The sequence below is a fragment of the Actinomadura montaniterrae genome (assembly GCF_008923365.1).
Lineage (GTDB): Bacteria > Actinomycetota > Actinomycetes > Streptosporangiales > Streptosporangiaceae > Spirillospora > Spirillospora montaniterrae.
Genome location: NZ_WBMR01000007.1, coordinates 63,752 through 87,536 on the forward strand (window position 1 = coordinate 63,752; position 23,785 = coordinate 87,536).

Genomic DNA, 23,785 nt, shown 5'->3' on the forward strand with positions numbered 1-23,785 from the left:
CGAAAAGGACCGACATGACCGCAGAACCCGCCGTCGACATCGCCTACTACGCCGGTGTCACCGACGAGGAGTTCGCCACCTGGACCTCGGTGGCCGAACGCGTCGCCGCGGAGCTCGCCGAGACCGCGCTCGCCCGGGACCGGGCCAACCAGGACCCCGTGGCGGAGCTGCGCCTGCTCCGCGAGGCCGGCCTGCTCGGCTTCGCGGCGCCCCGCGAGCTCGGCGGGGGAGGCGGCAGCCTGACGCAGGCGCTCAAGCTGTCGCGGATCATCTCCGCGGCGGACGGCTCGATCGGTCAGCTGCTGACCTACCACTACTCCAACGGCGTCTGGACGCACATCCTCGGCACTCCCGAGCAGCGGGAGCGCATCGCCCGCGGCGTCGGTACCGAGGGCTGGTTCCAGGGCAGCGTCAGCAACCCGCGCGACCCCGGCGTCACCGTGGAGCGCGACGGCGACGGCTACCGGATCACCGGCCGGCGGACGTTCGCGACCGGCGTCGCCGTCGCCGACCTGATCACCGTGCTGCTCTACGGCGACGAGCCGGTGAACGTCGTCATCCCGCCCGACCGTCCCGGCCTCGCCTTCGGCGACGACTGGGACAACCTCGGCCAGCGGCTGACCGCGAGCGGGAGCGTCACGTTCGACGGCGTCGTCGCGCACGCCGACGAGGTCCTCGCCGGCCTCGGCAACGGCGAGGCCGACCGGCGGCGCGACGGCCTGCGCGGACTGTTCAGCCAGCTGATCTTCGCGCACCTGTACGCCGGCATCGCCGACGGGGCGCTGCAGGCGGCGGCGCGGTACGTGCGCGAGAAGGGCCGGCCCTGGCCGGAGGCGACCAGCCGGGACGTCACCGAGGACCCCTACCACCTGCAGCTGCTCGGCCGGCTGTCGGCGTCGCTCGCCGCCGCGACCGCCCTCGCCGACGCGGCGAGCGAGGAGTTCGAGGCCGCGCTCGCGCTCGGCGCGGACCTGACCGAGGAGCGGTGGGGGCGGCTGGCGATCCTCATCGACCAGGCCAAGGCCGTCACGACCGAGACGGTCCTGGACGTCACGCACAACATCTACCAGGCGACCGGCGCGCGCTCCACGGCGAACGCGGTCGGGCTCGACATCTACTGGCGCAACGCCCGCACGCACACCACGCACGACCCGCTGCCCTACCGGCAGCGCGAGATCGGCCGCCACGTCCTGACCGGCGAGCTGCCGCGGCCCCGGCAGTTCGCCGACCTCGCCAAGGCGGCGGACGCCACGCAGGGCGCTGCGGCGGACACCGCGACCGCCGCGGCCGGCACGGAAGCCGCGGAGCGATGAGCGTCGAGTTCCGCACGCTGACGGCGCCCGACGAGGTCAACGCGGCGTTCCGGGTCTTCCTGCGCGCCATGGTCGGCCTGCCCTTCCGGGACGTCGACGCCACGGAGATCACGGAGGCGGGCCGCTACCTCGGCGCCCTCGACGGCGGCGAGGTGGTGGCCGGCGCCGACTCCTACACCAGCCGGCTCGTCGTCCCGGGCGGCGCCCGCGTCCCGCACGCGGCGGTGACCCATGTCGGCGTGCTGCCGACGCACCGGCGCCGGGGCATCGTCAGCCGGCTCATGGAGCGGCAGCTCCGCGACGCCGCCGGCCGGGGCGAGGCCGTCGCCACGCTGCGCGCGTCCGAGGCGGTCATCTACGAACGCTTCGGGTACGGCGTGGCGTCCTCGGCGCAGCCGGCGCGCGTGACCCTGGACCGGGCACGGCTGCGTCCGGAGGTCCCGGCGGGCGGGAAGGTCCGGCTCGCCGACCGGACGGCCACCGTCGAACTGCTGGCCGGCGTCTACGAGCGGGCCGCGTGGACCGGCGCGATCGACCGGCCGGACGGCTGGTGGAGGCTGCAGCAACGGCTCCGCGAGTCCGACACGGTGGCGCACTACGTCGCCGTCCACAGCACCGGCGGCGTGGACGACGGGTACGCGATCTACCATCCGCTGGACACGTCGGGCTGGTTCACCAGCTCCGAGCGGGTGGTGGCGGTCACCGACTTCGTCGCGCTCAACGACGGCGCGCGCGCCGGGCTGTGGCGCCATCTGTTTTCGCTGGACCTGATCGACGTCGTCGCGTTCGACTCCCTGGCCCTGGACGACCCGCTGCCGCTGGCCGTCACCGACCGCCGCTCGGTCGCACTCGGGCCGCCCCGCGACGAGACCTGGCTGCGGCTGGTCGATGTCGGAGCGGCCCTGGAGGCGCGCGCATACGGAAGCGAGGAAACGGTGGTGCTTCAGGTGAGCGACCCGCTGCTGCCCGGCAACGACGGCGCCTACGAGATCGGGCCGAAGGGCGTTACGCGCACGACCGCGGCCGCGGACCTCGGCACCGACGTCGCGACGCTGGCGGCGGCCTACCTGGGCGGGACGCGCTGGCGGCACCTGGCGGCGACCGGGCGGGTGGCCGTCCACGACCCCGGCGCCGTCGGCCGGATCGACGCGCTCTTCGCGGTCGACGCGCTGCCGTTCTCGGGCACGGTCTTCTGATGCCCGGACGCCCCGGCGTGCGCGCCGCCCTCCCCGTCCCGACGCTCGTGAAAGGCGGTGACCTGCCGTGACCCGGCCCGATCCGTTCATCCTCTCGGCGTTCACCATGTCGACCGTGTCGCACGGCAACACCGGCCTCTGGCGGCACCCGGACGACCGGACGGCCGGCTACACCGAGCTGTCCTACTGGGTCGACCTCGCCCGGCGCCTGGAGGCGGGCGGGTTCGACCTGCTGTTCATCGCCGACGCGGTGGGCCAGCTCGACGTGTACGGAGGGAACGCCCGCGAGGCGCTCGCCCGCGCCGTGCAGACCCCGGTGACCGACCCGCTGCTCGTCGTCTCCGCGATGGCGGCCGCGACCGAGCGCCTCGGGTTCGGCGTCACGGTGTCGACGACCTACGAGTACCCGTACCTGCTCGCCCGCAAGTTCAGTACGCTCGACCACCTGACCGGCGGCCGGATCGGCTGGAACATCGTCACGTCGCTGCTGGACAGCGCGGCGCGCAACATCATCGCCCGCGAACGCCAGATCGGCCACGACGAGCGGTACGCGATCGCCCAGGAGTTCCTGGAGGTCGTGTACAAGCTCTGGGAGGGGTCGTGGGAGGACGGCGCGGTCCTGCGCGACCGCGACGGCGGCGTCTTCACCGACCCCGACCGGGTCCACGGCATCGGTCATGCCGGGCGGTACTTCTCCGTCCCCGGCGCCCATCTCGTCGAACCGTCGCCGCAGCGGACGCCGCTGCTGCTGCAGGCGGGCACGTCGGCCGCGGGTCGCGCGTTCGCGGCGCGCAACGCCGAGCTCGTGTTCGCCGCCGACCCCCGACCCGAGGCGCTGCGCCGCAACATCGACGACATCCGGCGCCGCGCGGTGGAACTCGGCCGCAGGCCCGAGCACATCAAGTTCATCACCTCCGTCACCGTGGTCGTCGACGAGAACGACCGCGCCGCCGAGGCCAAGGCCCGCGACCTGCGCCGGTTCCGCGACACGCGCGGCGGCCTGGTGCTGTTGTCGGCGCTCAGCGGCGTCGACTGGTCCGGGCACGACCTCGACCGGCCGATCGGCGAGTTCGACACCGACGCCAGCCGCTCGGTGCTGGCCTCCGTCGCCGACCCCGCCGTCCGCGCGCGGCTCACGCTGCGCGACTACGTCGACGGGCTGGGCGGGTTCGGCGGGGACGCGCTGGTGGGCGGACCGTCCACCGTCGCCGGCGCGCTGGAGGACTACGCCGCGAGGACGGGCGTCGACGGGTTCAACTTCGTCTACCTGGTGACCCCGGGCAGCTTCGACGACCTCGCCGAGCACCTCGTCCCGGAGCTGGACCGGCGGGGCCGGGTGCGGGAGCGCGGCGCGCCGCGGTCCGTGCGCGACGCGCTGTTCGGCACGGGCCCGCGGCTCCCCGACGACCATCCGGGCACCGCCTTCCGCCACCGCGCCCTTCGTCCGGCCGCTACTCGATAAAAACGGTAGGAAAAATGAAGAATTTGCCCATGCCCTCTCGGCACGCCGCGCTCGCGTGGACCGCCGTGCTCGCCGGATCGGCCCTCCTCCTGTCCGCGTGCGGCGGGTCGGGGAGCGGCGCCGCGGCGGGCTCCCGGCCCCGCGACGGCGGCACCCTCATCGTCGGCCAGTACCAGGAGGTGACGCAGTTCGACCCGAACCGCCAGTACTCCTGGGAGACCTGGCGCATCGACCGCAACATCTACGAGACCCTCGTCGACGAGGACCTGTCCTCGCCCACCGGCGTGCCGAAGATCGTGCCCAGGCTGGCGACGTCGTGGAAGGTGAGCGACGACGCCAGGACCTACACGTTCACCCTGCGGCAGGGCGTGAAGTTCAGCGACGGGACGCCGTTCGACGCCGAAGCCGTCCGGTTCAACGTCCGCCGCTTCACCGACCCGACGTTCACGTACTACGACAAGGTCAGCGCCGCCACCATGTCGCTGGTCTACGGCGACCTCGACTCCTTCAAGGTCGTCGACGACCACACGGTGCGGTACACCTTCAAGCACCCGTTCCTGGACTTCCTCCGGCAGATCCCGAACAGCGGCAACGCCGCCTCCGGCATCTTCAGCCCCGCCGCGCTGAAGAAGTACGGGCAGGACGGCCTCGCCGACCACCCGGTGGGCACCGGTCCGTTCACCTTCCAGGAGCGGGTCCGCGGCGACCACACGACGCTGGTGCGCAACACCCGCTACTGGGGCGCCCGCCCGCACCTCGACAAAGTGGTCTTCAAGCCGGTCGGCGACGACCAGAGCCGGGTCGCCGCGCTGCGCAGCGGCGCCGTCGACCTCATCAGCCGCGTCCCGCCGGACTCGGTGGCGTCGCTGGAGAAGGCCGGCTTCACCGTCCCGGAGAACACGAACGTCCCGCAGATCATCTACTACAGCTACAACTTCCAGAACCCCTACCTGCGGGACAAGCGCGTCCGGCAGGCCATCGCCCAGGCCGTCGACCGCAAGCAGCTCGCCGCCAAGATCTACAAGGGCTACGCCGAGGCGGCGACCTCGATCATCAACCAGGGCAACGAGGCCCACGACCCCTCCGCCGTCGATCACCCGTACGACCCGGCGGCCGCGAAGAAGCTCATCGCCGACGCCGGCTACCGGCCCGGCCAGGTCAAGTTCACGATCCTGAGCGACACGACCGGGCAGCCCACGGCCGAGTTCATCCAGCAGGGACTCAAGGCCGTCGGCATCGACGCGAAGGTCGAGTCCTTCGAGTGGATCACCTACGGGACCCGCACCGCCAACCTCACCCCATCCGACGGCATGTACCTGGGGGAGTGGGGCTACGTCGCGGCGAACTGGGTGCAGATCGCGCACGACCACAGCGTGGTCGCGCATGACGGCGACAAGTACTCCGACACCAGCGGGGCCACGAACAAGGCGATCGAGGCGGCCGCGCACAACGCCGACCCGGCCAAGGCCGCAGGACTGTGGCAGGACGCCGCGCAGGCGTGGGCGAAGGACGCCACGATCCTCCCGCTGCTGTCGTTCAACCGCTACTACGCCGTCTCGTCCCGCGTCGGCGGGTTCGTCTGGCCGCAGCAGGACCACTACGACCTGTCCAGGGCCTGGGTGGCGAGCTGACGATGGCGCGCCGGATCCTGTGGCGGTTGGTGAACGTCGTCCCGCTGCTCTTCGTCATCAGCCTCCTGGTGTTCTTCATCTCGCAGGCGGGCCCGGCCGATCCCGTCCGCGGCGCGCTCAGCCAGAAGATGTCGCCCGCGCAGATCGAGCAGATCCGGCAGGCGTACGGGCTGGACCGGCCGGCGTGGGCGCAGTACCTGAGCTGGCTGAAGGACATGGTCGCGCACGGCGGCGGCGTCTCGCTCAGCCTGCGCAGCCCCGTCTCCGGGATCGTGTTCCCGGCCTTCCGGAACACCCTGCTGCTCGTCGCCGGCGCCACGCTGCTGACGGTCGTGCTCGGCGTCGCGATCGGCTTCGTGGCGGGGATCCGGCACGGCCGGCTCGCCGACCGGGTCACGATGCTGCTCGTGCAGGTCGGCAGCAACCTGCCCATCTACTGGCTCGGTCTGATCATCATCTACCTCACCGCCGTCGAGCGGCGGTGGCTGCCCGCCGGCGGCATGCACGACCTGCGCGGCGACGGCGGCTTCGGCGACCTGCTGCTGCACCTGGTCGCGCCGTCGTTCGCCGCGTCGCTGGTGTCGACGCTGATCATCGCGCGGTTCGTCCGGGCGGCGGTCATCGAGAGCGAGCGGTCGGACTACGTCCGCACCTACCGGTCCCAGGGGTTCGGCCGCGCCGCGATCCTCGGCAAGCACGTCGGCCGCAACGTCCTGCCGCCGATCGTGAACATCACCGGGCTCACCGTCGGCTCGGTGATCACCGGGGTGGTCTTCGTCGAGACGATCTTCTCCTGGCCGGGCATCGGCAGCGTCCTGCTCAACGCCATCGCCGCGTCGGACTACCCGGTGATCCAGTCGGGCGTGCTGCTGGTCGCGGTGACGTTCGTGCTCGTCAACCTCGCCACCGACGTCGTGCTGGACCTGCTGAACCCGCGGCTGAGGCACGGTGCCGCATGAGCGCGCCCACCGTCCCCGCCGCCGGCGCCGAGACGACGGCGCCGCCGCGGCCGCGGCGCTCCGCCCTCGCGCGGTTCGCGCGCAACCGGGAGGCCGTGCTCGGGTTCGCCGTGATCGCCGCCGTCGTCGCGGTCTCGGTGCTGGCCCCGTGGCTGGCGCCGCACGACCCGAACGCCGCCGACGCCGAGAGCGTCCTGGCGCCCACCGGATCGGCCGGGCACCTGCTCGGCACGGACGAGCAGGGCCGGGACGTGCTGAGCCGCCTGCTCTACGGCGGACGGACCGCGCTCGTCGTGTCCGTCGTGTCCGTCACCGCCGCCCTGGTCGCCGGGACGGCGGTGGGGCTGTTCGCCGCGTTCGCGGGCCGCCGCGCGTCCGGTGCGCTGATGCGGCTGGTCGACCTGATGTTCGCGTTCCCGGTGATCCTGGTGGCCCTGTCGCTCGCCGCGGTCGTCCGGCCGGGCGCGTGGGTCCTGGCCGGCACCGTCGTGTTCGGCGCCGTCCCGTACGTCGCCCGGATCGTCTTCGCCGAGGCCCGCGTCGAGCGTGAGAAGGACTACGTCGAGGCGGCGCGCTCGCTCGGCGCCTCCGAGGCGGCCATCGTGTGCACCGAGGTGCTGCCCAACCTCGCCTCGTCCGTCGTCATCTACGGGACGAGCCTGGTCGGGGTGAACATCGTCTTCACCGCCAGCCTCAGCGCGCTCGGCCTCGGCGTCCAGCCGCCCGACGCGGACTGGGGCCGGATGATCTCCGAGGGCGCCAAGGTGCTGGTCACCGGCAGCCCCGGCGTCGCCACGTTCCCCGCCCTCGCCGTCCTGCTGGTCGCGCTGGCCTTCAACTGGCTCGGCGACGGCCTGCGCGACGTCCTGAACCCGTGATCGGGACCATGACCGCGCCACGAGACCCCGGAGGTCGGAAATGAACGCCGTGCTCACCGTGCAGGGCCTCAGCGTCGAGTTCGCGCTGCCCGGCGCCCGGATCGAGGCGGTGCGGGGCGTCGACCTGGAGATCGGCGAGGGAGAGGTGCTCGCGCTCGTCGGCGAGTCCGGCTCGGGCAAGAGCGTGACGGCCGCCGCGATCCTCGGGCTGCTGCCCCGCGACGCCCGCGTCACCGCGGGCGGCGTCCGCTTCCGCGGCACCGAGCTGGTCGGGCTGCCGGAGCGGCGGCTCAACGCCCACCGCGGCTCCGGCATCGGAATGATCTTCCAGAACCCGGTCACCTCGCTCGATCCCTCGTTCGCCGTCGGTAGCCAGCTCGGCGACACCGCCCGCCTGCACCTGGGCGTGTCCCGGAGCGAGGCGGCACGGGTCGCGGGCACGTGGCTGGAGCGGGTCGGCATCCCCGACCCGGACCGCGTCCTGCGCTCCTACCCGCACGAGCTGAGCGGCGGCATGCGCCAGCGCGTCATGATCGCGCTCGCCGCGCTCTCCGGCCCGGACCTGCTCATCGCCGACGAGCCGACGACGGCGCTGGACGCCACCGTGCAGAAGCAGATCCTCGACCTGCTGCTCGGCCTGTCCGCCGAGACCGGAACGGCGGTGCTGCTGATCACGCACGACTTCGGCGTGGTCGCGCACACCGGCTCCCGCGTCGCGGTGATGCGCGAGGGCGAGATCGTCGAGGTGGGGGAGACCCGGCGGGTGCTGGACGCACCGTCGCACCCCTACACGCGCTCGCTCATCGCGTCGGTGCCCGAGATCGGGCGAGGCCGCCCGTCTGCCGCCCGGCACGCCCGCCCGGCGCGGTCCGCCGGCCCGTCATCCGATGAGGCGATCCTGGAACTGCGGGGCGTGTCGAAGGAGTTCGCCCTCGGCGGCTTCGGCACCGGACGCCACCGGACCACGGTCCGCGCCGTCGGCGACGTCTCGCTGAGCGTACGGCGCGGCGAGACGTTCGGGCTCATCGGCGAGTCCGGATCGGGCAAGTCGACGCTCGCCCGGCTCTCCGGCGCCCTGCTCCCGCCCACCGCCGGGTCGGTCTTGTTCGACGGCGCGGACGCCGCCGCGGCGGACGCCCGGGGCCGCCGCGACCTGCGGCGCCGCTTCCAGTACGTCTTCCAGGACGCGGCCACCGCCCTGAACCCGCGGCTCACGGCGGGCGACCAGATCGCCCGGCCGCTCGTCCGGCTGGGGAAGGCCGCGAACCGCCGCGAGGCCGCCGCCCTCACGGCACGGGCGCTGGAACTGGTCGGCCTGCACGCCGCGCACGCCGACCGCTACCCGCGCGAGTTCTCCGGCGGGCAGCGCCAGCGGGTGAGCATCGCCCGGGCCATCGCGCTGGAGCCCGACCTGCTGGTGCTCGACGAGCCCACGTCCGCCCTCGACGTGTCCACGCAGGCGAGCATCCTGGACCTGCTCTTCGATCTGAAGGACGAGCTCGGCCTCACCTACGTGTTCATCGGCCACGACCTCGCGGTGATCGAGTCGGTCTGCGACCGCATCGGCGTGATGCGGCACGGATCGCTCGTCGAGACCTTCCCGGTGGACGACCTGTTCGCCGGGGACCGCCATCCGGCCACCCGCGCACTGCTCGACGCCGTCCTCCCGATCGGCGCCGCGCACGAAGCCAAGGAGATCTCATGACCACGCGTCCGCTCATCCTCAACGCCGTCGAGATGAGCACGGCGGGCCACCTCGCCTTCGGCCTGTGGCGCCGCCACGCGCCGGCGGCGCGCGACTACACCGACGTCGACTACTGGGTCGAGCTCGGCCGGGTGCTGGAGGACGGCGGCTTCGACGCGCTGTTCCTCGCCGACGCGCTCGGCCAGCTCGACACCTACGAGCGGTCGGCCGACCGGGCGCTCACCGACGCCGTCCAGACACCCCTGGACGATCCGCTGCTGGTGGTGTCCGCGATCGCCGCCGCCACCAGCACCCTGGGCATCGGCGTCACGGTGTCGACGACCTACGAGCAGCCGTACCTGCTGGCCCGCAAGTTCACCACGCTCGACCACCTCACCCGCGGGCGGATCGGCTGGAACATCGTCACGTCCCAGCTCGACAGCGCCGCGCGCAACCTCGGCCTCGAACGCCAGCTGCCCCACGACCGGCGCTACGAGCTGGCGCAGGAGTTCCTCGACGTCACCTACAAGCTCTGGGAGGGGTCCTGGGACGACGGCGCGGTGGTCAAGGACCGCGAGCGCGGCGTCTACGCCGACCCGTCGAAGGTGCACGCGATCGGGCACTCCGGCGAGTACTTCTCGGTGCCGAGCGCGCACCTGTCCGAGCCGTCGGCGCAGCGCACCCCGGTGCTGTTCCAGGCGGGCTCGTCGCCGCGCGGGCGCGCGTTCGCCGCCCGCAACGCCGAGGTGGTGTTCGTGGCCGGGATCGAGCCGGTGGCGCTGCGCCGCAACATCGAGGAGATCAGGCGCCTCGCGGCGCTGGAGGGCCGGGGGCCCGGCGCGATCCGGTTCATCGGCCTGGTCACCGTCATCGCCGACGCGACCGACGAGGCCGCCCGCGCCAAGCTGCGCGACTACCAGCGCTACCGCAGCGTCGAAGGCTCGATCGCCCACTTCTCCGCCATCACCGGCATCGACTGGGGGCAGTACGACCTCGACGCGCCCCTGGAGTACATCGAGACCGAGAGCAACCGGTCGATCCTCGCGAGCCTGACCAAGGACGTCCCCGGCGCCGCGTGGACGCTCCGCGACGTGTTCGCGTCCCCGGACGGTGTCGGCGGCTACGGGCGGCCCATCGTCGGAAGCGGCGCGACGGTCGCCGGCCGGCTCGAAGAGCTCGCCGACGAGTCGGGGCTCGACGGCTTCAACATCGCCGGAGCGGTCGCGATCGAGGACTACCGGGCGTTCGGCGAGCACGTGACGCCCGTCCTGGCCGAGCGGGGCCGCGTCAGCGAGAAGGCGCCCGGCCGCACGCTCCGCGAGGCGCTGTCGGGTGCGTCCTCGCCGCTGCTGCCCGCCGACCATCCCGCGGCGCGCTACCGCGGCGCGTTCGCCGGCCGCCCGTCCGCGGCGCCCCCGCTCGCGGCCGTCGCCGGCACCGAAGGCTGACGATCGGCACCGGCCCGCCGCCAGGGCGGTCAGGCGGGGAGAGCGAGCTCCGGGAGCCCGGGCGTGGGCGACGCCGCGGCGAAGTGCTCCCGCAGCGTACGGGTGTCGTACTCGTGCCGGTAGAGGCCCCGCTTGCGCAGCAGCGGCACGACCTCGTCGACGATGACCTCCAGCCCGTCGACGAGGCGGTCGGGCTGGAGGTTGAAGCCGTCGACCGCGCCGGACCGGAACCAGTCTTCGATGTGGTCGGCGAGCTGCTCGGGCGTCCCGACGAACCCCGCGTGCCCCGACCCGGTGTAGCGGGTCTGCCGCAGGTACTCGCGGACGGTCGGGTTCGTCCGGCGGATCTGCTTGACGATCGACTCGCGGAACCCCAGGCTGCCGGTGAAGGTCCGCGGGTCGGCGGGGGCCGCGAGGACCTCCTCGGGGAACGGCTCGTCCAGCGGCAGGGTGGACGCGTCGAACCCGATCGCCTGCGACAGCCACTGCGCCGAGTACGACGCGGGCCCGAGGTCGTGCAGCTCGTCGCTGCGCCGCCGGGCCTCCTCCTCGGTGCTGCCGAGGCTGAGCAGCAGCCCCGGCAGGATCCTGACGTCGTCGGAGTGCCGGCCCGACGCGACGGCGTTGCGCTTGACCTGCCGGTAGTGCTCGACCGCGCCCTCCTTGGTCAGCTCGGCGGCGAAGACGCCCTCGGCGAACCGCCCGGCGAGCCGGCGGCCCTTCGGGGAGCCGCCCGCCTGCAGCAGCACGGGACGGCCCTGCGGCGACGGCGGCACCCGCAGGCGTCCGGCCAGGTCGAAGAAGCGTCCGTGGTGGTCGACCGCCTCCCCGGTGCGGGCGGACTCCCACAGTGCGAGCACCACCTCGACGAACTCCTCGGCGCGGTCGTAGCGGTCGTCGCGTCCGGGCACGTCGGGCAGGCCGAAGTTGCGGGCGGCCGCGGCGCCGCGGGTCGTGACGATGTTCCAGCCGGCGCGCCCGCCGGAGAGCAGGTCGAGGGTCAGCAGCCGCTCGGCCAGCTCGAACGGGTCGTTGAAGGTGGTGGACGCGGTGACGACCAGGCCGACGTCGCGCGTGGCCGCCGCGACGTGCGCCCAGGTGACCGTGGGTTCCAGGCGGCCCGCGTTGGCGTCGTAGGACGGGTCGCCGAGGGCGGGCCCGTCGGCGAGGAACACGGCGTCGAGCGTGCCGCGCTCGGCGAGACGCCCGATGGTGCGCCAGTAGTCGGGAGCGACGAAGGCGTCCGGCCCGAGCCGGGGCGACTGCCACGCGGCGGGCAGGTAGCCGAGGACCAGGACGTTGACGCCGAGCAGGACATGGCCGGTGCGGGGTTCGGACACGAGCGTTCCTCCTCGGTACCGTTAATACTAAACTTACCCTACCAATAATATCGAAAATAGGAGCCTCGATGCCCCGTCACCACGGTTCACGGCCTCGTCTCGCGCTGGCGCTGACCGGCGGCCAGGCGCTGGCCGTGCTGGATGAGGACGCGCTCACCGCGCTGCTCGACCGCGCGCCGCTGGCGTTCACCGTCGTCGGCGCCGACCGCCTCGCTCCCGTCGGAGCCGGTGCCGGCCGCACGGCGGACCCGAGCGCGGCCGCGACCGTCCTCGCCGCCCGCACCACCGCCGCCGCGTTCCTCTTCGCCTCGTCGCCGGTGCGGGACCACCCGTACAACCTCGCGCGGCGAGTCGCCTCCCTCGGCCACCTGTCGCACGGCCGCACCGGGCTCGTCGTGGGCGTCGCCGATCCGTACGTCGCCGCCCTCGCCGCCCGGACGCACGGTGAGGGCCCCGAGCTCACCCGGCGCGCCGGGACCGCGGAGGCCCACGACCTGGCGCTGGCGACGCGCGAACTCGAGCAGACCTGGCCGTACGACGCCATCGTCGCCGACCGCGAGCAGCGGATCTTCGCCCGCGGCGACCGGATCCGCCGCGCCGACCACCAGGGCGTCTACTCGGTCGCGGGCCCGCTGACGCTCCCCGCGCCGCGCACCGGCGCGTCCGTCGTGGCCTGGTGGGCGAACCGCGCGGACGAACTCGAGGCGGCCGCCGACGTGGCGGACCTCGTGATCGTCCCGCACGGGCTCGCGTCCGGCGCGCGGTCCGTGCTCGATGCGGCGTCCGGCCGGCACTTCGCCGATCCGGGCCACCGCCCCCTGCTGTTCGCGGTGGTCGACGTCCCGCCGGGCACGGCGGCCGCCGACGCGCGCGCGTCGACCGCCGCCGCGGCCGGTGCCGACGGTATCGTGCTGCGTCCCACCGGCCCCGACCCGCGGGAGGCCATCGAACTGGCGGGTCGGCTGCACGCCGGCGGGGATCTCGCCGCGGGCCCGCTGCGCGCCCGGCTGGGACTGCCGGAGGCCGCCGACCTGCTGCCCGACGGCCCCGGCGTGTTCCCGGCCCCCGTCCCCCAGCGCTAGAGCAGCGGGTAGCGCGGCGGGTTCGTCCCGTTCAGGGTGTGGTTGCCGATGTGGACGTACTTCCAGCGGGCGGGGTCGTGCAGGGAGTGCGTGCGGACGTTGCGCCAGTGGCGGTCCAGGCCGTGGCGGGCGTCGGCGGCGCTGGTCCCGGCGAGCTCCAGGACGTCGGAGGCGATCTGGACGGCGACCTCCTGCGCGTACGCCTTGGCCTCGGCGACCGCGAGCGACGCGGCGGCGGTGTTCTCGTCGGTCAGCGCCGGCGCGGCGAGGGCGGCGTCGACGGCCCGGGCGCCGCGCTCGAACAGCCCCTCCAGGGCGTGCAGGAGCGTGGTGAGCCGGCCGAAGCGCAGCACGGCGTGCGGTTCGTCCGACACCCGGTCCACGCCGGACTCGAACCAGGGGCGCGAGCGGTCCCGGACGAAGGCGGCGCCCTCCTCCAGTGCCGCGCGGGCGATGCCGACGTCGATGGCCAGGTGCAGGAGCTGGTCGTAGGCGCCGAGGATCAGCGGCGGCGGGTCGGCGGGCACCGGCCCGAGGTGCAGGACCCGCTCGGCCGGGACGTGGACGCCGGTGAACACGATCGATCCGCTGGCCGTCGCGCGCTGCCCGAACGCGGTCCAGTCGTCGGCGAACTCCACCCCGTCGGCGTCGCCCGGCACGAACGCGGTGACCGGAAGGTTCTGGTCGCCCTCCACGGAGGCCGCCACGCCGATCCACTGCGCGCCGAGCGCACCGGTGGTGTAGTACTTGCGGCCGTCGAGCCGGTACCCGCCCGCCGGGTCGGGAGTGACCGTGGTCAGCCGGTCGAAGACGTGCTTGGTGCCGCGCTCGGCAGTCGCGTTGCCGATCCGCGCGCCCGCGGTGACCTGCCCGTAGAAGAACTCCTTCTGCGGCTCGGTCCCGGCCTGCCCGAGCAGGGCGATCAGCACGAAGTGCGCGAGCACCAGCTGCGCCACCGACGGGTCGGCGGCGGCGATGACGCGGAACACCTCGGCGACGGTGCTCGCGGCGACTCCGCCGCCGCCGTGCTCGCGCGGAACCGAGACGGCCAGCAGCCCGGTGGCGGCCAGCTCGTCCAGCTCGGCGGCCGGGTGGCGGGCCTGCCGGTCGCGTTCGATCGCTCCGGGCGCGATTCGCGCGGCGAACGCGCGGGCCGCCTCGACGGCCGCGGCGTCATCGAGCACCGGTGGTGCCGTCGTGGTCCTGGTCGGGCTCATCGGTCTTCCTTCGTCGAGACGGGGGTCGCCTTTTCCTATTATCTAGGTCGGTTATACATGAAATAGGCCGTCCCCGAAAGGATCCCGATGACCGCCACCGTGCGTGCGGCCTTCGGCGGGGGTGCCCGGCCGCGCCGATGCCGGCCACCCACCGTCAGGTGGACGTGCCGCCGGTAACGATGATCTTGCCTGGGGCCTGCCGGCCGCTCTCCAGGTACCGGTGGGCCTCGACGATCTCCTCCAGCGCGAACACCCTGTCGACGGCCGGATCCAGGGCGCCGGTGCGCAGACCGGCGAAGAGGAACGCTGCGATGCGCCGCACGGCCGCGGGATCGAGGGTGTGCTCGAAGCTCATGTAGCGGTGGGTGGTGATGGCGTTCGAGGGGTAGGGCGCGGGCCGCGGGTCGAGCCACCCGACGGTGACGAGGGTGCCGGTGAAGCGCTTGGCCGCCGCGGCCAGGTCGGCGAGTCCGGGGCCCATGACGGAGTCGAGGACGATGTCGGCTCCGGCGCCGCCCGTATGCAGGGAGGCGGCCTTCGCGAGGTCGTCCTGGTCCGTGGCGATGACGGCGGCGGCGCCCGCGGCGAGGAGGCCGTCCTTCTTCGCGGTGCGCCGGGTCACCGCGATGGGGACGGCGCCGATCTGGTTGGCGATCTGGATGGCGGCGAGGCCGACGGTGCCGGACGCGGCGGTGATCAGGACGGTGTCGCCCGGCCGCATCTTCGCCTTCTCCACGAGCGCGCCGTAGGCGGTGGAGTAGGCGACCCACAGCGCGGCGGCCTTCGCGGGGGCGAGCCCCGCCGGGCGCTTGACGACCCGGGCGGCCGGAAGCACGGTGTAGTCGGCGTAGGTGCCGTTGGACGTCATGTCGGGCACCGCGGTGATCAGGACGGCGTCGCCGACGCCGAACCCGTCCACGCCCTCGCCCAGGGCATCGATGATGCCCGTCCCCTCGCAGCCCAGCCGGGCGTGGGGGAGCCGGACGGGCATGGGGGAGGCCCCGGAGCGCGTCAGCTCGTCCAGCCGGTTGACGGCGGACGCCTCGAGCCTGATGCGCACCTCTCCGGGCCCCGGATCGCCGGCCGGTTCCTCGACGACGCGCAGGACCTCCGGTCCGCCGGTCTCATCGAAGACAACGACTCGCGCCATGTGACGACTCTCCTTAAACGGGGCGGGCGCCACCTCGTGCGGTGCCGCCGCTTGCTGATCCCCCTCATTCTTTGTACGTTCGTTCTATTAAGTCAAACCGGACCCAGGAGGCGGTGATGGCAGGGCGGCCTGTAGATCATCAACGACGTGCCGAGCTGCTCGACCGCGTGGTGGACTACACGGTCGAGCACGGGTTCAACGACCTCTCATGGCGGCCCATCGCAGCCGCCCTGGACGTGTCGCCCACCACGCTCGTCCACCGCTTCGGGTCAAAGGACCAGATGCTCCAGGACGTCCTGGCGCGCCTGCGGGAGCGCATCTTCGCGGCCGTCGGCGAGGTGGCCGACCACCGGCCCGGACTGGCCGGGGCGGCGCGAGCGGTCTGGGAGCGGACGTCCGACCCGCGGCGGGAGGCGGAGTTCCGGCTGTTCTTCGCCGTCTACGGTCGCGCGCTCCAATCGCCCCGGCAGTTCTCCGACTTCCTGGACCATGTCGTCGCCGACTGGATGGCCTCCCTGCGTGACGCCCAAGGGCCGCACGCCGACCCGTCGACGGCCACCCGCGAGGCCACCCTCATCATCGCGACGATCCGCGGTCTGCTCCTCGATCTCCTGGCCACCGGGGACCGGGCCAGGGTCCAGGACGCGGCGGATCACTTCCTCTCCGGACTCCAGGGCGACCTCTAGCAGCCCGGCCGGCGGCGTCGCGCGCCGCGCCGTGACTAATTTCCTACTTTAAAGGTAGATATTGACGGGAAAGTGGAGCGGTGCCTATGGTCGCGGCAGAGGCCGGGGAGCCGCCGCAGCAGGGCGGCTCCCGACCGCGAACCGGAGGGTGCCGCATGAGTGAACCCCGCCTGCCGGCGGCCATCGAACTGGACGGGGACGGTGCTCACCCGGCCGCGTGGCGGTACTCCGGGCGTCCGCCCGGCGCGGTCCTCACCGCGGCCGCGCTGCGCGAGGACGTCGCCGCCGCAGAGGCGGCCGGCTTCACGCTGGCGACGTTCGACGACGCGCCCGTCCCGCCGCACGCGGGCGTCAACGCGGCCGGGCGGCTGGAGGCCGGCACCCGGGCGGCGTTCGCCGCGACGATCACCGAGCGGATCGGCCTCGCCCCAGCCCTGCACGTGACGACGACCGAGCCGTTCCATCTCGCCACCCAGCTCGCGAGCCTGGACCACGCCGGCCGCGGCCGGGCGGCATGGCTGGTCGGCGCCGCGAACGACCCGGAGTCGCTCGCGACGATCGGGGCCGTCCCGCTCGCACCGGGGGAGCTGCGCCGGGAGGTGCGCGACGTCGTCGACGCCGCCCGGCTCCTCTGGGACTCCTGGGAGGACGGCGCCGTCATCAAGGACGCCGCCACCGGCCGGTTCCTGGACGCCGGCCGGGTCCACCACGTCGACTTCGAAGGGGCCCGCTTCACGGTCAAGGGCCCGCTGATCACGCCCAGGCCGCCGCAGGGCCAGGTCGTGGTCCTCGCGCCGGCCGCCCTGGGCCTCGGAGCCCGCGCCGACATCGCCCTCGTCGGCGGGCACGACACCGCCGCCCTCCGCGACCGCGCGGAGGAGGCGCGGGAGGCCGGCGCCGCGCTGGCGTTCGCCGAGATCGAGGTCGTCCTCGGCGCGACGGGCGCGTCCGCCGCCGGGCGCGCCGCCCGGCTGGAGGAGTCCGCCGCGTGGCCGGACACCGGCCGGTTCCGGTACGTGGGGTCCGCCGGCGGGTTCGCCCGCCTGCTGCGGTCGCTCGCCGGGGCCGTCGACGGGGTGCGGCTGCATCCGGCCGTCCTCGCCGCCGACCTGCCCCTGCTCGCCGAGCACGTGCTGCCCGCCCTGGAGGAGGCCGGCCTGCACCGCCCGCCCGCGCCGGGCGCGACGCTGCGGGACGCCCTCGGGCTGCCTCGTCCCGCGAACCGGTTCACCGCCGCCTCCTGAGGAGAACCCGCCATGACCGAAGCCCCCACCGGCGCCCCGTACGATCCGCACGCCCGGGTCCACCTCGGCGTCTTCTACACCGGCGTCGGGCCGCAGCTCCTGTGGAACGATCCGTCCGCCGCCGACCATGTCGCGATCGAGACCTTCATCGGGGTCGCCCGGCTGCTGGAGCGCGGGCTGTTCGACGCGTTCTTCCTCGGCGAGGGACTGCGCGTGCGGGAGAACCGGGGCCGCGTCCACGACCAGGACGTGGCCGGCCGCCCCGACGCGATCACGCAGCTGTCCGCCCTCGCCGCGGTCACCGAGCGGATCGGGCTCGTCGCCACCCAGAACGCCACCTACAACTTCCCGGCGGACCTGGCCCGCCGGCTCGCGAGCCTGGACCTGCTGTCGGACGGCCGCGCCGGCTGGAACATCGTCACCACCGACAACGCCTGGACCGGCGCGAACTTCCGCCACGGCGGCTGGCTGGAGCACGAACGCCGCTACGACAGGGCCGGCCAGTTCGTCGACGCCGTCACCGCGCTGTGGGGCGCCTGGGAGCCGGACGCCGTCGCCACCACCGGGGAGGCGAAGAGCTGGGCACGACCGGGCTCCATCGGCGAGGTCGCCCGCAGCACCGACCTGGTCGATTTCCGCGCCGTCGCCACGGTGCCCGCGAGCCGGCAGGGGCGGCCGGTCCTCTTCCAGGCCGGCGACTCCGACGGCGGCCGGGAGCTCGCCGCGTCCCGCGCCGACGTGGTGTTCTCGGCGAACACCGCGTACGACAAGGCCGTGGCCTACGCGGCCGACCTGCGCGCGCGGCTGGCCCGGTACGGACGCTCGGCCGACTCCCTGCGGATCCTGCCCGGCGCCTCCGTCGTCCTCGGCGACACACCGGACGAGGCCCGCGAGCGCGCCCGCCGGGTGCGCGAGGAGCAGATGTCGGCACCGCGCGCGATCACGTTCTTCGAGCAGTACTGGGGGACGGACCTGTCCGGGTACGACCCGCACGGGCCGCTTCCCGGCATCGACCCCGTCGAGGGCGAGCTCGACCCGTCGCGCGGCACCATCCCCATCGAGCGGCGCACCGGCAAGCTCGCGCTGATCGCCCGGTGGCGCGAGGAGAGCGAGCAGCGCGGCCTGTCGATGCTGGAGCTGGCACGGGAGGTCGCGCCCGGGCACCCCGCCTTCGTCGGCACGCCGTCCCAGGTCGCCGACGAGTGGGTCCGCTACGTCCGCACCCGCGCCGTCGACGGGTTCAACATCACGCCGTACCTGATCCCCTCCGCGCTGGAGGACATCGTGGACAAGCTCGTCCCCGAACTGCAGGAGCGCGGCGCCTACCGCACCGCCTACGAGGGAGAGACGCTGCGCGAGCACCTGGACCTGCCGCCGCTGAACCCGTAGGGAGGCCCCGGATGCGGTGGTCAGGGGACCCAGCGGCGGGCCGTGAACCGCGTCCCGTCGCGGCCGATCTCGACGGCGCCGGGCCCGCAGAAGTGGGCCGGCACGACGAGCGCGGCGGTGTCCGCGGCCCGTTCGAGGACGCGGCGGCGGGTCCGGGCGGCGGCGGACGGGTCGTGGCAGAAACAGCTGGAGGCGTCCGGTGCCAGAAGCTGGACGGGCGTGTGGAGCAGGTCGCCGACGAACAGCGCGCGCTCGCCCTCGGACTCCACGGCGAGCACCCCGTGCCCGGGCGTGTGCCCGGGGGCGAGGTCGAGCCGCAGGTTCTCGTCGATGACGAAGCGGTCCTCCCAGACGACCGCCTGCCCCGAACGCAGCACCGGCTCAACCGACCGGGCATGGACGGCGGCGCTGCGCCCGGGCTCCTCCACCAGCGTGTCCGGGGCGAAGAAGGCGAGGTCGGCGGCGGAGAAGAGGTACCGGGCCCGGGGGAAGAACGGTACGTGCCCGCCGTCGTCCTCGCGGGTGTTCCAGCCGACGTGGTCGGCGTGCAGGTGGGTGCACACCACGAGGTCGACGTCGGCGGGCGCCACACCCGCGGCGGCGAGCGCCGCCGGCAGGTCACCGCCGGCCGGCACGCCCTCCTGGCGGGGATCGGGAACCAGACCGGTGTCGATGAGGATCGTGCGCCCGGCGCTGCGCAGCAGCCAGCTGTGGACGGAGACGCGGACGCGGTCGGAGCCGGGATCCCAGTGGTCGGGAGCGAGCCAGGAGCGGTTCGCCTCCCAGAGGCCCGGGCCGGTGCCGGGGAGCAGCGCGGCGGGGGTGAGGGGCAGATTCTCGAAATGCGGGATCCGGGTCACCGAGACCGCGCCGATGTCGAACGTGCGCATACGCTGATCTTCGTGACGCCCCGGCGGGACCGGAAGAAGGAACTTTCATGTCCACTGACGTGCCGTCCGCTCGCCTGGTGACGTCCGGGGCGGTGGAGCGCGGGGTCGTCGTCACCGCCGCCGAGTACGGTGCGTGCCCCGTGACGGGCGTCCTGCGGCGCGTGGGCGACAAGTGGAGCCCGGCGGTCATCCGGCTGCTCGCCGACCGGCCGCACGGTTTCAACGAGCTGGACCGCGCCATCGAGGGGATCAGCCGCCGCGTGCTCACCCGCACCCTGCGGACGCTGGAGGAGGAGGGGCTCGTGAGCCGCACGCCGGCCCCCGGTAGGGCGGGCCGCGTGGAGTACGCCCTGACCGAGGTCGGCGCGTCGCTGCGCGAGCAACTCGCCGCGTTGGGCCGATGGGCCGCCGAGCACGCCGCCGATCTGCCCGGCATGGCATATATTCCTACCGATTAACTGTGAAAAGTCTCGATCCTTCTGGGGGATGTCCGATGCGGATGGCGGATGACCTGCGCTACGAGGTGCGCGCCACCGGGTGGGACGATCCCGACGCCGTGGGACTGCGGGACGCGATGCAGGCGGAGATGGAGAGCCGGTACGCCGACCGGGTCGCGGAGATCCTCGCCGCGGCGGCGGACCCGGAGCGGGAGCTGGACGGCACGCTCGGCGTCGAGGCCGAGCAGGTGGTGTACGTCGGCGTCGCCTACGCCGGCGGGACCGCGGTCGGCCACGTCGCCTTGCGGCGCTACGGCGACGGCGTCGAACTGAAGCGGATGTACGTCGCGCCCGCGCATCGCGGTTCGGGGGCCGCCACCGCGCTGCTGGCCGCGGCGGAGAGGGCCGCCCGGTCCCTCGGGGCGTCCCGCGTCGTCCTGCAGACGGGGGACCGGCAGCCGGACGCCGTCCGGCTGTACGAGCGCGAGGGCTACACCCGCATTCCGGTCTTTCCGCCGTACGAGTGGCTGACTTTCTCGATCTGCATGGAGAAAACCCTCTGACGGTGCCGCCGCGCGACCGGCGAAGGACGGCCGCATCACGGTACCCGGGTGAATTCACCGTTCCCATTTCATCCGGACGATAAGGGGGGCCTACAGGGGACGCGGACGCGCGGTCCATCGCTTTGATGGGGCGAGGAGCGTGCTTCGTGGCGCCGCCTGGAGGCGATGATGGGTGACTCCCAGGACCTGATCCTGGAACTGGTCCGCGAATACCACCGTGAGAGGGAACGGAGCCGGCGTTTCGTCCCGGGCGAGACGCTCGTGATGCCCTCGGGCGCCGACCTGAACGAGGACGACCGCGTCGCGCTGGTCGAGGCCGCGCTCGCCATGCGCATCGCCGCGGGCCCGAGCGCGCTCGCGCTGGAGCGGGAGCTGGGACGGACCCTGCGGCGCCGCAAGGTCCACCTGACCAACTCGGGGTCCTCGGCGAACCTGCTGGCGCTGACCGCGCTGACGCAGCCGGAGATCGGCGCCGGCCGGCTAAAGCCGGGCGACGAGATCGTCACGGTCGCGGCGGGGTTCCCGACGACGGTCAATCCGATCCTGCAGAACCAGATGGTGCCGGTCTTCGTCGACGTCGAGCTCGGCACGTACAACACCACGGCCGAGCGGGTCGCCGAGGCGATCGGCCCCCGGACCCGCGGCATCATGATCGCGCACGCGCTCGGCAACCCGTTCCCGGCGGCCGAGGTGGCCGAGCTGGCCGCCGAGCACGGCCTCTTCTTCGTCGAGGACAACTGCGACGGCGTCGACGCGAAGTACCAGGGGCGGCCGACCGGGACGTTCGGCGACTTCAGCACCGTGAGCTTCTATCCCGCCCACCACCTGACCATGGGGGAGGGCGGCTGTGTCACCACCGACCGGCCGAGGCTCGCGCGGATCGTGGAGTCGCTGCGCGACTGGGGCCGGGACTGCTGGTGCGAGCCTGGCGCCTGCGACACCTGCGGCAAGCGCTACACCCAGCAGTTCGGGGACCTGCCGTACGGCTACGACCACAAGTACACGTTCTCGCATGTGGGCTACAACCTGAAGACGACGGACCTGCAGGCGGCGCTGGGGCTCTCGCAGCTCAAGCGGTTGCCGGAGTTCGGCGCCGCGCGGCGCCGCAACTGGCGGCGGCTGCGCGAGGGCCTGGACGGCCTGCCGGGCCTGCTGCTGCCCGAGCCCACGCCCGGCGGCGATCCGAGCTGGTTCGGCTTCGTCATCACCGTCACCGCCGACGCCCCGTTCGACCGGGACGAGATCGTCGCCCACCTGGAGGACCGGCGGATCGGCACCCGGATGCTGTTCGCCGGCAACCTCACCCGGCAGCCCGCCTACCGGGGCCGGGAGTTCCGGGTGCCGGGGAGCCTCGCCAACAGCGACGTCATCACCGCGCGGACCTTCTGGATCGGGGTGTTCCCCGGCCTCACCGACGAGATGATCGACTACGTGATCGGCACGATCAGGGACTTCGTCACGAGCCGGCGGTAGCCCGCGTCACGGCCGCGCGACGCCGCGCGTCACGGCCGCGGCTCGGTCGGGACCCGGGCCGCGGGCGCGGCGGGCTCCTCCTGCCGGGCGGCCTCGTTGCCGTCGTAGGCCGCGCGCGCGGCGGCGATCTTCGCGTGGTTGTTCTCGGCCCAGGCCGACAGGGCGCGGGTGGAGGCGAAGAGCTCCTCGGCGAGGGCCGTGGCGGTGTACTCGACCTGCGGGGGCACGGTGGGGTGGACGGTGCGGGTGATCAGCCCGTCGCGCTCCAGCGTGCGCAGCGTGAGGGTCAGCATGCGGCGGCTGATGCCGGGGATCGACCGGTGCAGTTCGGCGAACCGGATGGGCCCCTCGCCCGCCGCCGCGATGATCGCGATTCCCCACTTGCTGCCGACCCGGTCGAGGGCGTCGCGGAAGGCGGCGCACGTGCCGGGCTCGACGTCGTCGGGCAGCCGAGATCCTGCTGTCATCGGGTTCCCTTCCCCGGTGCGGACGCCTCAGCGTCGCACGCGCCCGTCCGCGTGGGCAACCGATGTCCGCCCGGCAGGGGCGGGTCAGGGGGGCGGATCGGGGAGTGCGGTGCGCAGGACCGGCGCCACCTCGGTCGCGAACAGTTCGAGGGAGGTCCGGTGGTCGTGCTCCGACAGGCCGTCGGGGTCGACGCTGACCACGACGAGCGAATGGCCGAACACCTCGTGCTGGCGGCCCACCTTGTCGATGACCTGCTCGGGGCTGCCGACGAGCGCCGGCGAGCGCGCGACGAACTCCTCCACCGTGGGGAATGCCGGACGGGCGCCGATGCCGCGCTGCATCGCGGTCAGGCGCTCGTAGGCGGGACGGTACGCGGCGATCGCCGCCTGCGAGGTCTTCGCCACGAGGAACCCCGGCGTGCCCGCGCCGGTGAAGAGCCGGTCGGCGGGACGGCCCCGCCGCGCCCATTCGGCGCGGTAGTGCTCGACCAGGGGCCGGGCGCTCTCGCTGGACGGGCCCGCGTTGGAGAACACCACGGGGTCGCCGTACTCGGCGGCGAGCGCCACCGACTCCGCCGACGACGAACTCCCGTGCCAGATCCGGGGACGCCCGCGCAGCGGCCGGGGGAGGGTGCGCACCCCGTCCAGGCGCGGCCGCCGTCCCGCCGGCCACGAGACCTCGTCGCTGGTCCACAGCTCGTGCAGGAGCCGGAAGTTGTCCGCGAGGGCGGGGCGCTGCTCGTCGGGCGCCAGGCCGAACATCGCGCCGCCCGGTCCGGCGCCCTTGCCGACGATCAGCTCCAGCCGCCCGCCGGAGAGCTGGTCGAGGGTCGCGTAGTCCTCGGCGACGCGCACAGGGTCGAGCATCGACAGCAGGGTCACCCCGGTGAACAGCCGGATCCTGCTGGTCAGCGCCGCCACGTGGGCGAGGACGACCGGCGGCGCGCTGGAGAGGAACGGCCAGTGGTGGCGTTCGCCCACCCCGAAGCCGTCGAAGCCGAGCTCCTCCATGTACTGCGCGGTCGCGACCGTGCGGCCGAAGCTCGCGCGCGTCGCGGCCGGCTCGGCCGCGCCCGCGGAATCCAGGAAACGGATGGGAGCCACCCCGAAGAACTTCACGATCGGTACCGCCGTATTCCCATTCGTGCGCGCCCGCGATTCCGGTGAAGGCGGATCGCCTTTCTCCAGTCGCCAAACGTAGGCGGTGGGCGGCGGCGCCGGAAGAAGGAACATTGCTGTTACCACCCCGTCCCGTGCTTTCCTGTGCCCACACGCG

The 23,785-nt window shown here is 73.6% G+C and carries 21 protein-coding genes; 15 read left to right on the forward strand and 6 right to left on the reverse strand.

Annotated features, from left to right (window positions below; genetic code table 11):
- Positions 1 to 14: 14 nt before the first annotated feature.
- The 8 genes from F9B16_RS04670 to F9B16_RS04705 all read left to right on the forward strand — a co-directional run bounded on the left by F9B16_RS04670 (position 15) and on the right by F9B16_RS04705 (position 10,571).
- Positions 15 to 1,313, forward strand: coding sequence for an acyl-CoA dehydrogenase family protein (locus F9B16_RS04670; protein WP_151538569.1), 1,299 nt, complete (start codon positions 15 to 17; stop codon positions 1,311 to 1,313).
- Positions 1,310 to 2,509, forward strand: a complete 1,200-nt coding sequence (locus F9B16_RS04675; protein ID WP_151538570.1) for a GNAT family N-acetyltransferase — start codon at positions 1,310 to 1,312, stop codon at positions 2,507 to 2,509. The genes F9B16_RS04670 and F9B16_RS04675 overlap by 4 nt, the downstream gene beginning before the upstream one ends.
- A gap of 67 nt (positions 2,510 to 2,576) precedes the next feature.
- Positions 2,577 to 3,971, forward strand: coding sequence for an NtaA/DmoA family FMN-dependent monooxygenase (locus F9B16_RS04680; protein WP_225991350.1), 1,395 nt, complete (start codon positions 2,577 to 2,579; stop codon positions 3,969 to 3,971).
- A 29-nt stretch (positions 3,972 to 4,000) separates the two neighbouring features.
- A complete protein-coding gene (locus F9B16_RS04685; RefSeq protein ID WP_151538571.1) occupies positions 4,001 to 5,602 on the forward strand; it encodes an ABC transporter substrate-binding protein in 1,602 nt (533 codons plus the stop codon).
- A gap of 2 nt (positions 5,603 to 5,604) precedes the next feature.
- The gene (locus F9B16_RS04690; RefSeq protein WP_151538572.1) at positions 5,605 to 6,561 is read left to right on the forward strand and encodes an ABC transporter permease; all 957 of its coding nucleotides are present in this window, start codon (positions 5,605 to 5,607) and stop codon (positions 6,559 to 6,561) included.
- Positions 6,558 to 7,439 (forward strand): ABC transporter permease, encoded by an 882-nt coding sequence (locus tag F9B16_RS04695; RefSeq protein ID WP_151538573.1) that lies wholly within the window; start codon positions 6,558 to 6,560, stop codon positions 7,437 to 7,439. The genes F9B16_RS04690 and F9B16_RS04695 overlap by 4 nt, the downstream gene beginning before the upstream one ends.
- Before the next feature lie 40 nt (positions 7,440 to 7,479).
- Entirely contained in the window at positions 7,480 to 9,144 is a 1,665-nt protein-coding gene (locus tag F9B16_RS04700; RefSeq protein WP_151538574.1) for a dipeptide ABC transporter ATP-binding protein, read from the forward strand.
- Positions 9,141 to 10,571 (forward strand): NtaA/DmoA family FMN-dependent monooxygenase, encoded by a 1,431-nt coding sequence (locus tag F9B16_RS04705; protein ID WP_151538575.1) that lies wholly within the window; start codon positions 9,141 to 9,143, stop codon positions 10,569 to 10,571. The genes F9B16_RS04700 and F9B16_RS04705 overlap by 4 nt, the downstream gene beginning before the upstream one ends.
- A gap of 29 nt (positions 10,572 to 10,600) precedes the next feature.
- On the opposite strand, the gene F9B16_RS04710 is transcribed toward F9B16_RS04705, so the two are convergent.
- Positions 10,601 to 11,911: an LLM class flavin-dependent oxidoreductase gene (locus F9B16_RS04710; protein ID WP_151538576.1), complete on the reverse strand. Its 1,311-nt coding sequence runs from the start codon at positions 11,909 to 11,911 to the stop codon at positions 10,601 to 10,603.
- A gap of 68 nt (positions 11,912 to 11,979) precedes the next feature.
- Here F9B16_RS04710 and F9B16_RS04715 point away from each other — a divergent pair, with 68 nt between their 5' ends.
- Entirely contained in the window at positions 11,980 to 12,993 is a 1,014-nt protein-coding gene (locus F9B16_RS04715) for an LLM class oxidoreductase (RefSeq protein WP_151538577.1), read from the forward strand.
- Here F9B16_RS04715 and F9B16_RS04720 read toward each other — a convergent pair.
- Positions 12,990 to 14,210 (reverse strand): SfnB family sulfur acquisition oxidoreductase, encoded by a 1,221-nt coding sequence (locus F9B16_RS04720; RefSeq protein ID WP_151538578.1) that lies wholly within the window; start codon positions 14,208 to 14,210, stop codon positions 12,990 to 12,992. The two genes, F9B16_RS04715 and F9B16_RS04720, sit on opposite strands and share 4 nt — an antisense overlap.
- Positions 14,211 to 14,364: 154 nt before the next feature.
- Positions 14,365 to 15,360, reverse strand: a complete 996-nt coding sequence (locus F9B16_RS04725; protein ID WP_151538579.1) for a zinc-dependent alcohol dehydrogenase family protein — start codon at positions 15,358 to 15,360, stop codon at positions 14,365 to 14,367.
- A 116-nt stretch (positions 15,361 to 15,476) separates the two neighbouring features.
- Between F9B16_RS04725 and F9B16_RS04730 the strand changes: the two genes are divergently transcribed.
- The 3 genes from F9B16_RS04730 to F9B16_RS04740 all read left to right on the forward strand — a co-directional run bounded on the left by F9B16_RS04730 (position 15,477) and on the right by F9B16_RS04740 (position 18,679).
- On the forward strand, positions 15,477 to 16,046 hold the full coding sequence (locus F9B16_RS04730) for a TetR/AcrR family transcriptional regulator (protein ID WP_151538580.1): 570 nt from the start codon (positions 15,477 to 15,479) through the stop codon (positions 16,044 to 16,046).
- 155 nt (positions 16,047 to 16,201) lie between these two features.
- Positions 16,202 to 17,290 carry an LLM class flavin-dependent oxidoreductase gene (locus F9B16_RS04735; protein ID WP_151538581.1) on the forward strand — a complete coding sequence of 363 codons (1,089 nt, stop codon included), beginning with the start codon at positions 16,202 to 16,204 and terminating at the stop codon, positions 17,288 to 17,290.
- Positions 17,291 to 17,302: 12 nt separating this feature from the next.
- The gene (locus tag F9B16_RS04740) at positions 17,303 to 18,679 is read left to right on the forward strand and encodes an NtaA/DmoA family FMN-dependent monooxygenase (protein ID WP_151538582.1); all 1,377 of its coding nucleotides are present in this window, start codon (positions 17,303 to 17,305) and stop codon (positions 18,677 to 18,679) included.
- 20 nt (positions 18,680 to 18,699) lie between these two features.
- On the opposite strand, the gene F9B16_RS04745 is transcribed toward F9B16_RS04740, so the two are convergent.
- Positions 18,700 to 19,569, reverse strand: a complete 870-nt coding sequence (locus F9B16_RS04745; protein ID WP_151538583.1) for an MBL fold metallo-hydrolase — start codon at positions 19,567 to 19,569, stop codon at positions 18,700 to 18,702.
- A gap of 47 nt (positions 19,570 to 19,616) precedes the next feature.
- Between F9B16_RS04745 and F9B16_RS04750 the strand changes: the two genes are divergently transcribed.
- From F9B16_RS04750 to rfbH, 3 genes are all read left to right on the forward strand, one after another.
- Positions 19,617 to 20,027 (forward strand): winged helix-turn-helix transcriptional regulator, encoded by a 411-nt coding sequence (locus F9B16_RS04750; RefSeq protein WP_151538584.1) that lies wholly within the window; start codon positions 19,617 to 19,619, stop codon positions 20,025 to 20,027.
- A gap of 35 nt (positions 20,028 to 20,062) precedes the next feature.
- Positions 20,063 to 20,569 carry a GNAT family N-acetyltransferase gene (locus F9B16_RS04755; protein WP_151538585.1) on the forward strand — a complete coding sequence of 169 codons (507 nt, stop codon included), beginning with the start codon at positions 20,063 to 20,065 and terminating at the stop codon, positions 20,567 to 20,569.
- Positions 20,570 to 20,737: 168 nt separating this feature from the next.
- Complete coding sequence (gene rfbH / locus F9B16_RS04760) at positions 20,738 to 22,042, forward strand: lipopolysaccharide biosynthesis protein RfbH (protein WP_225991351.1); 1,305 nt, start codon at positions 20,738 to 20,740, stop codon at positions 22,040 to 22,042.
- Positions 22,043 to 22,071: 29 nt separating this feature from the next.
- Here the strand turns inward: rfbH and F9B16_RS04765 are convergent, their stop codons facing one another.
- Both F9B16_RS04765 and F9B16_RS04770 read right to left on the reverse strand, forming a co-directional pair.
- Positions 22,072 to 22,509, reverse strand: a complete 438-nt coding sequence (locus F9B16_RS04765; RefSeq protein WP_151538587.1) for a winged helix-turn-helix transcriptional regulator — start codon at positions 22,507 to 22,509, stop codon at positions 22,072 to 22,074.
- 84 nt (positions 22,510 to 22,593) lie between these two features.
- Complete coding sequence (locus tag F9B16_RS04770) at positions 22,594 to 23,613, reverse strand: LLM class flavin-dependent oxidoreductase (RefSeq protein ID WP_264159683.1); 1,020 nt, start codon at positions 23,611 to 23,613, stop codon at positions 22,594 to 22,596.
- Between the last annotated feature and the right edge of the window lie 172 nt (positions 23,614 to 23,785).

Coding starts and splice junctions, on each gene's coding strand:
- F9B16_RS04670 (WP_151538569.1), top strand. CDS start 15: ATGACCGCAGAACCCGCCGTCGACATCGCCTACTACGCCGGTGTCACC.
- F9B16_RS04675 (WP_151538570.1), top strand. CDS start 1,310: ATGAGCGTCGAGTTCCGCACGCTGACGGCGCCCGACGAGGTCAACGCG.
- F9B16_RS04685 (WP_151538571.1), top strand. CDS start 4,001: ATGCCCTCTCGGCACGCCGCGCTCGCGTGGACCGCCGTGCTCGCCGGA.
- F9B16_RS04690 (WP_151538572.1), top strand. CDS start 5,605: ATGGCGCGCCGGATCCTGTGGCGGTTGGTGAACGTCGTCCCGCTGCTC.
- F9B16_RS04695 (WP_151538573.1), top strand. CDS start 6,558: ATGAGCGCGCCCACCGTCCCCGCCGCCGGCGCCGAGACGACGGCGCCG.
- F9B16_RS04700 (WP_151538574.1), top strand. CDS start 7,480: ATGAACGCCGTGCTCACCGTGCAGGGCCTCAGCGTCGAGTTCGCGCTG.
- F9B16_RS04705 (WP_151538575.1), top strand. CDS start 9,141: ATGACCACGCGTCCGCTCATCCTCAACGCCGTCGAGATGAGCACGGCG.
- F9B16_RS04715 (WP_151538577.1), top strand. CDS start 11,980: ATGCCCCGTCACCACGGTTCACGGCCTCGTCTCGCGCTGGCGCTGACC.
- F9B16_RS04720 (WP_151538578.1), bottom strand. CDS start 14,210: ATGAGCCCGACCAGGACCACGACGGCACCACCGGTGCTCGATGACGCC.
- F9B16_RS04725 (WP_151538579.1), bottom strand. CDS start 15,360: ATGGCGCGAGTCGTTGTCTTCGATGAGACCGGCGGACCGGAGGTCCTG.
- F9B16_RS04730 (WP_151538580.1), top strand. CDS start 15,477: ATGGCAGGGCGGCCTGTAGATCATCAACGACGTGCCGAGCTGCTCGAC.
- F9B16_RS04735 (WP_151538581.1), top strand. CDS start 16,202: ATGAGTGAACCCCGCCTGCCGGCGGCCATCGAACTGGACGGGGACGGT.
- F9B16_RS04740 (WP_151538582.1), top strand. CDS start 17,303: ATGACCGAAGCCCCCACCGGCGCCCCGTACGATCCGCACGCCCGGGTC.
- F9B16_RS04745 (WP_151538583.1), bottom strand. CDS start 19,569: ATGCGCACGTTCGACATCGGCGCGGTCTCGGTGACCCGGATCCCGCAT.
- F9B16_RS04750 (WP_151538584.1), top strand. CDS start 19,617: ATGTCCACTGACGTGCCGTCCGCTCGCCTGGTGACGTCCGGGGCGGTG.
- F9B16_RS04755 (WP_151538585.1), top strand. CDS start 20,063: ATGCGGATGGCGGATGACCTGCGCTACGAGGTGCGCGCCACCGGGTGG.
- rfbH (WP_225991351.1), top strand. CDS start 20,738: ATGGGTGACTCCCAGGACCTGATCCTGGAACTGGTCCGCGAATACCAC.
- F9B16_RS04765 (WP_151538587.1), bottom strand. CDS start 22,509: ATGACAGCAGGATCTCGGCTGCCCGACGACGTCGAGCCCGGCACGTGC.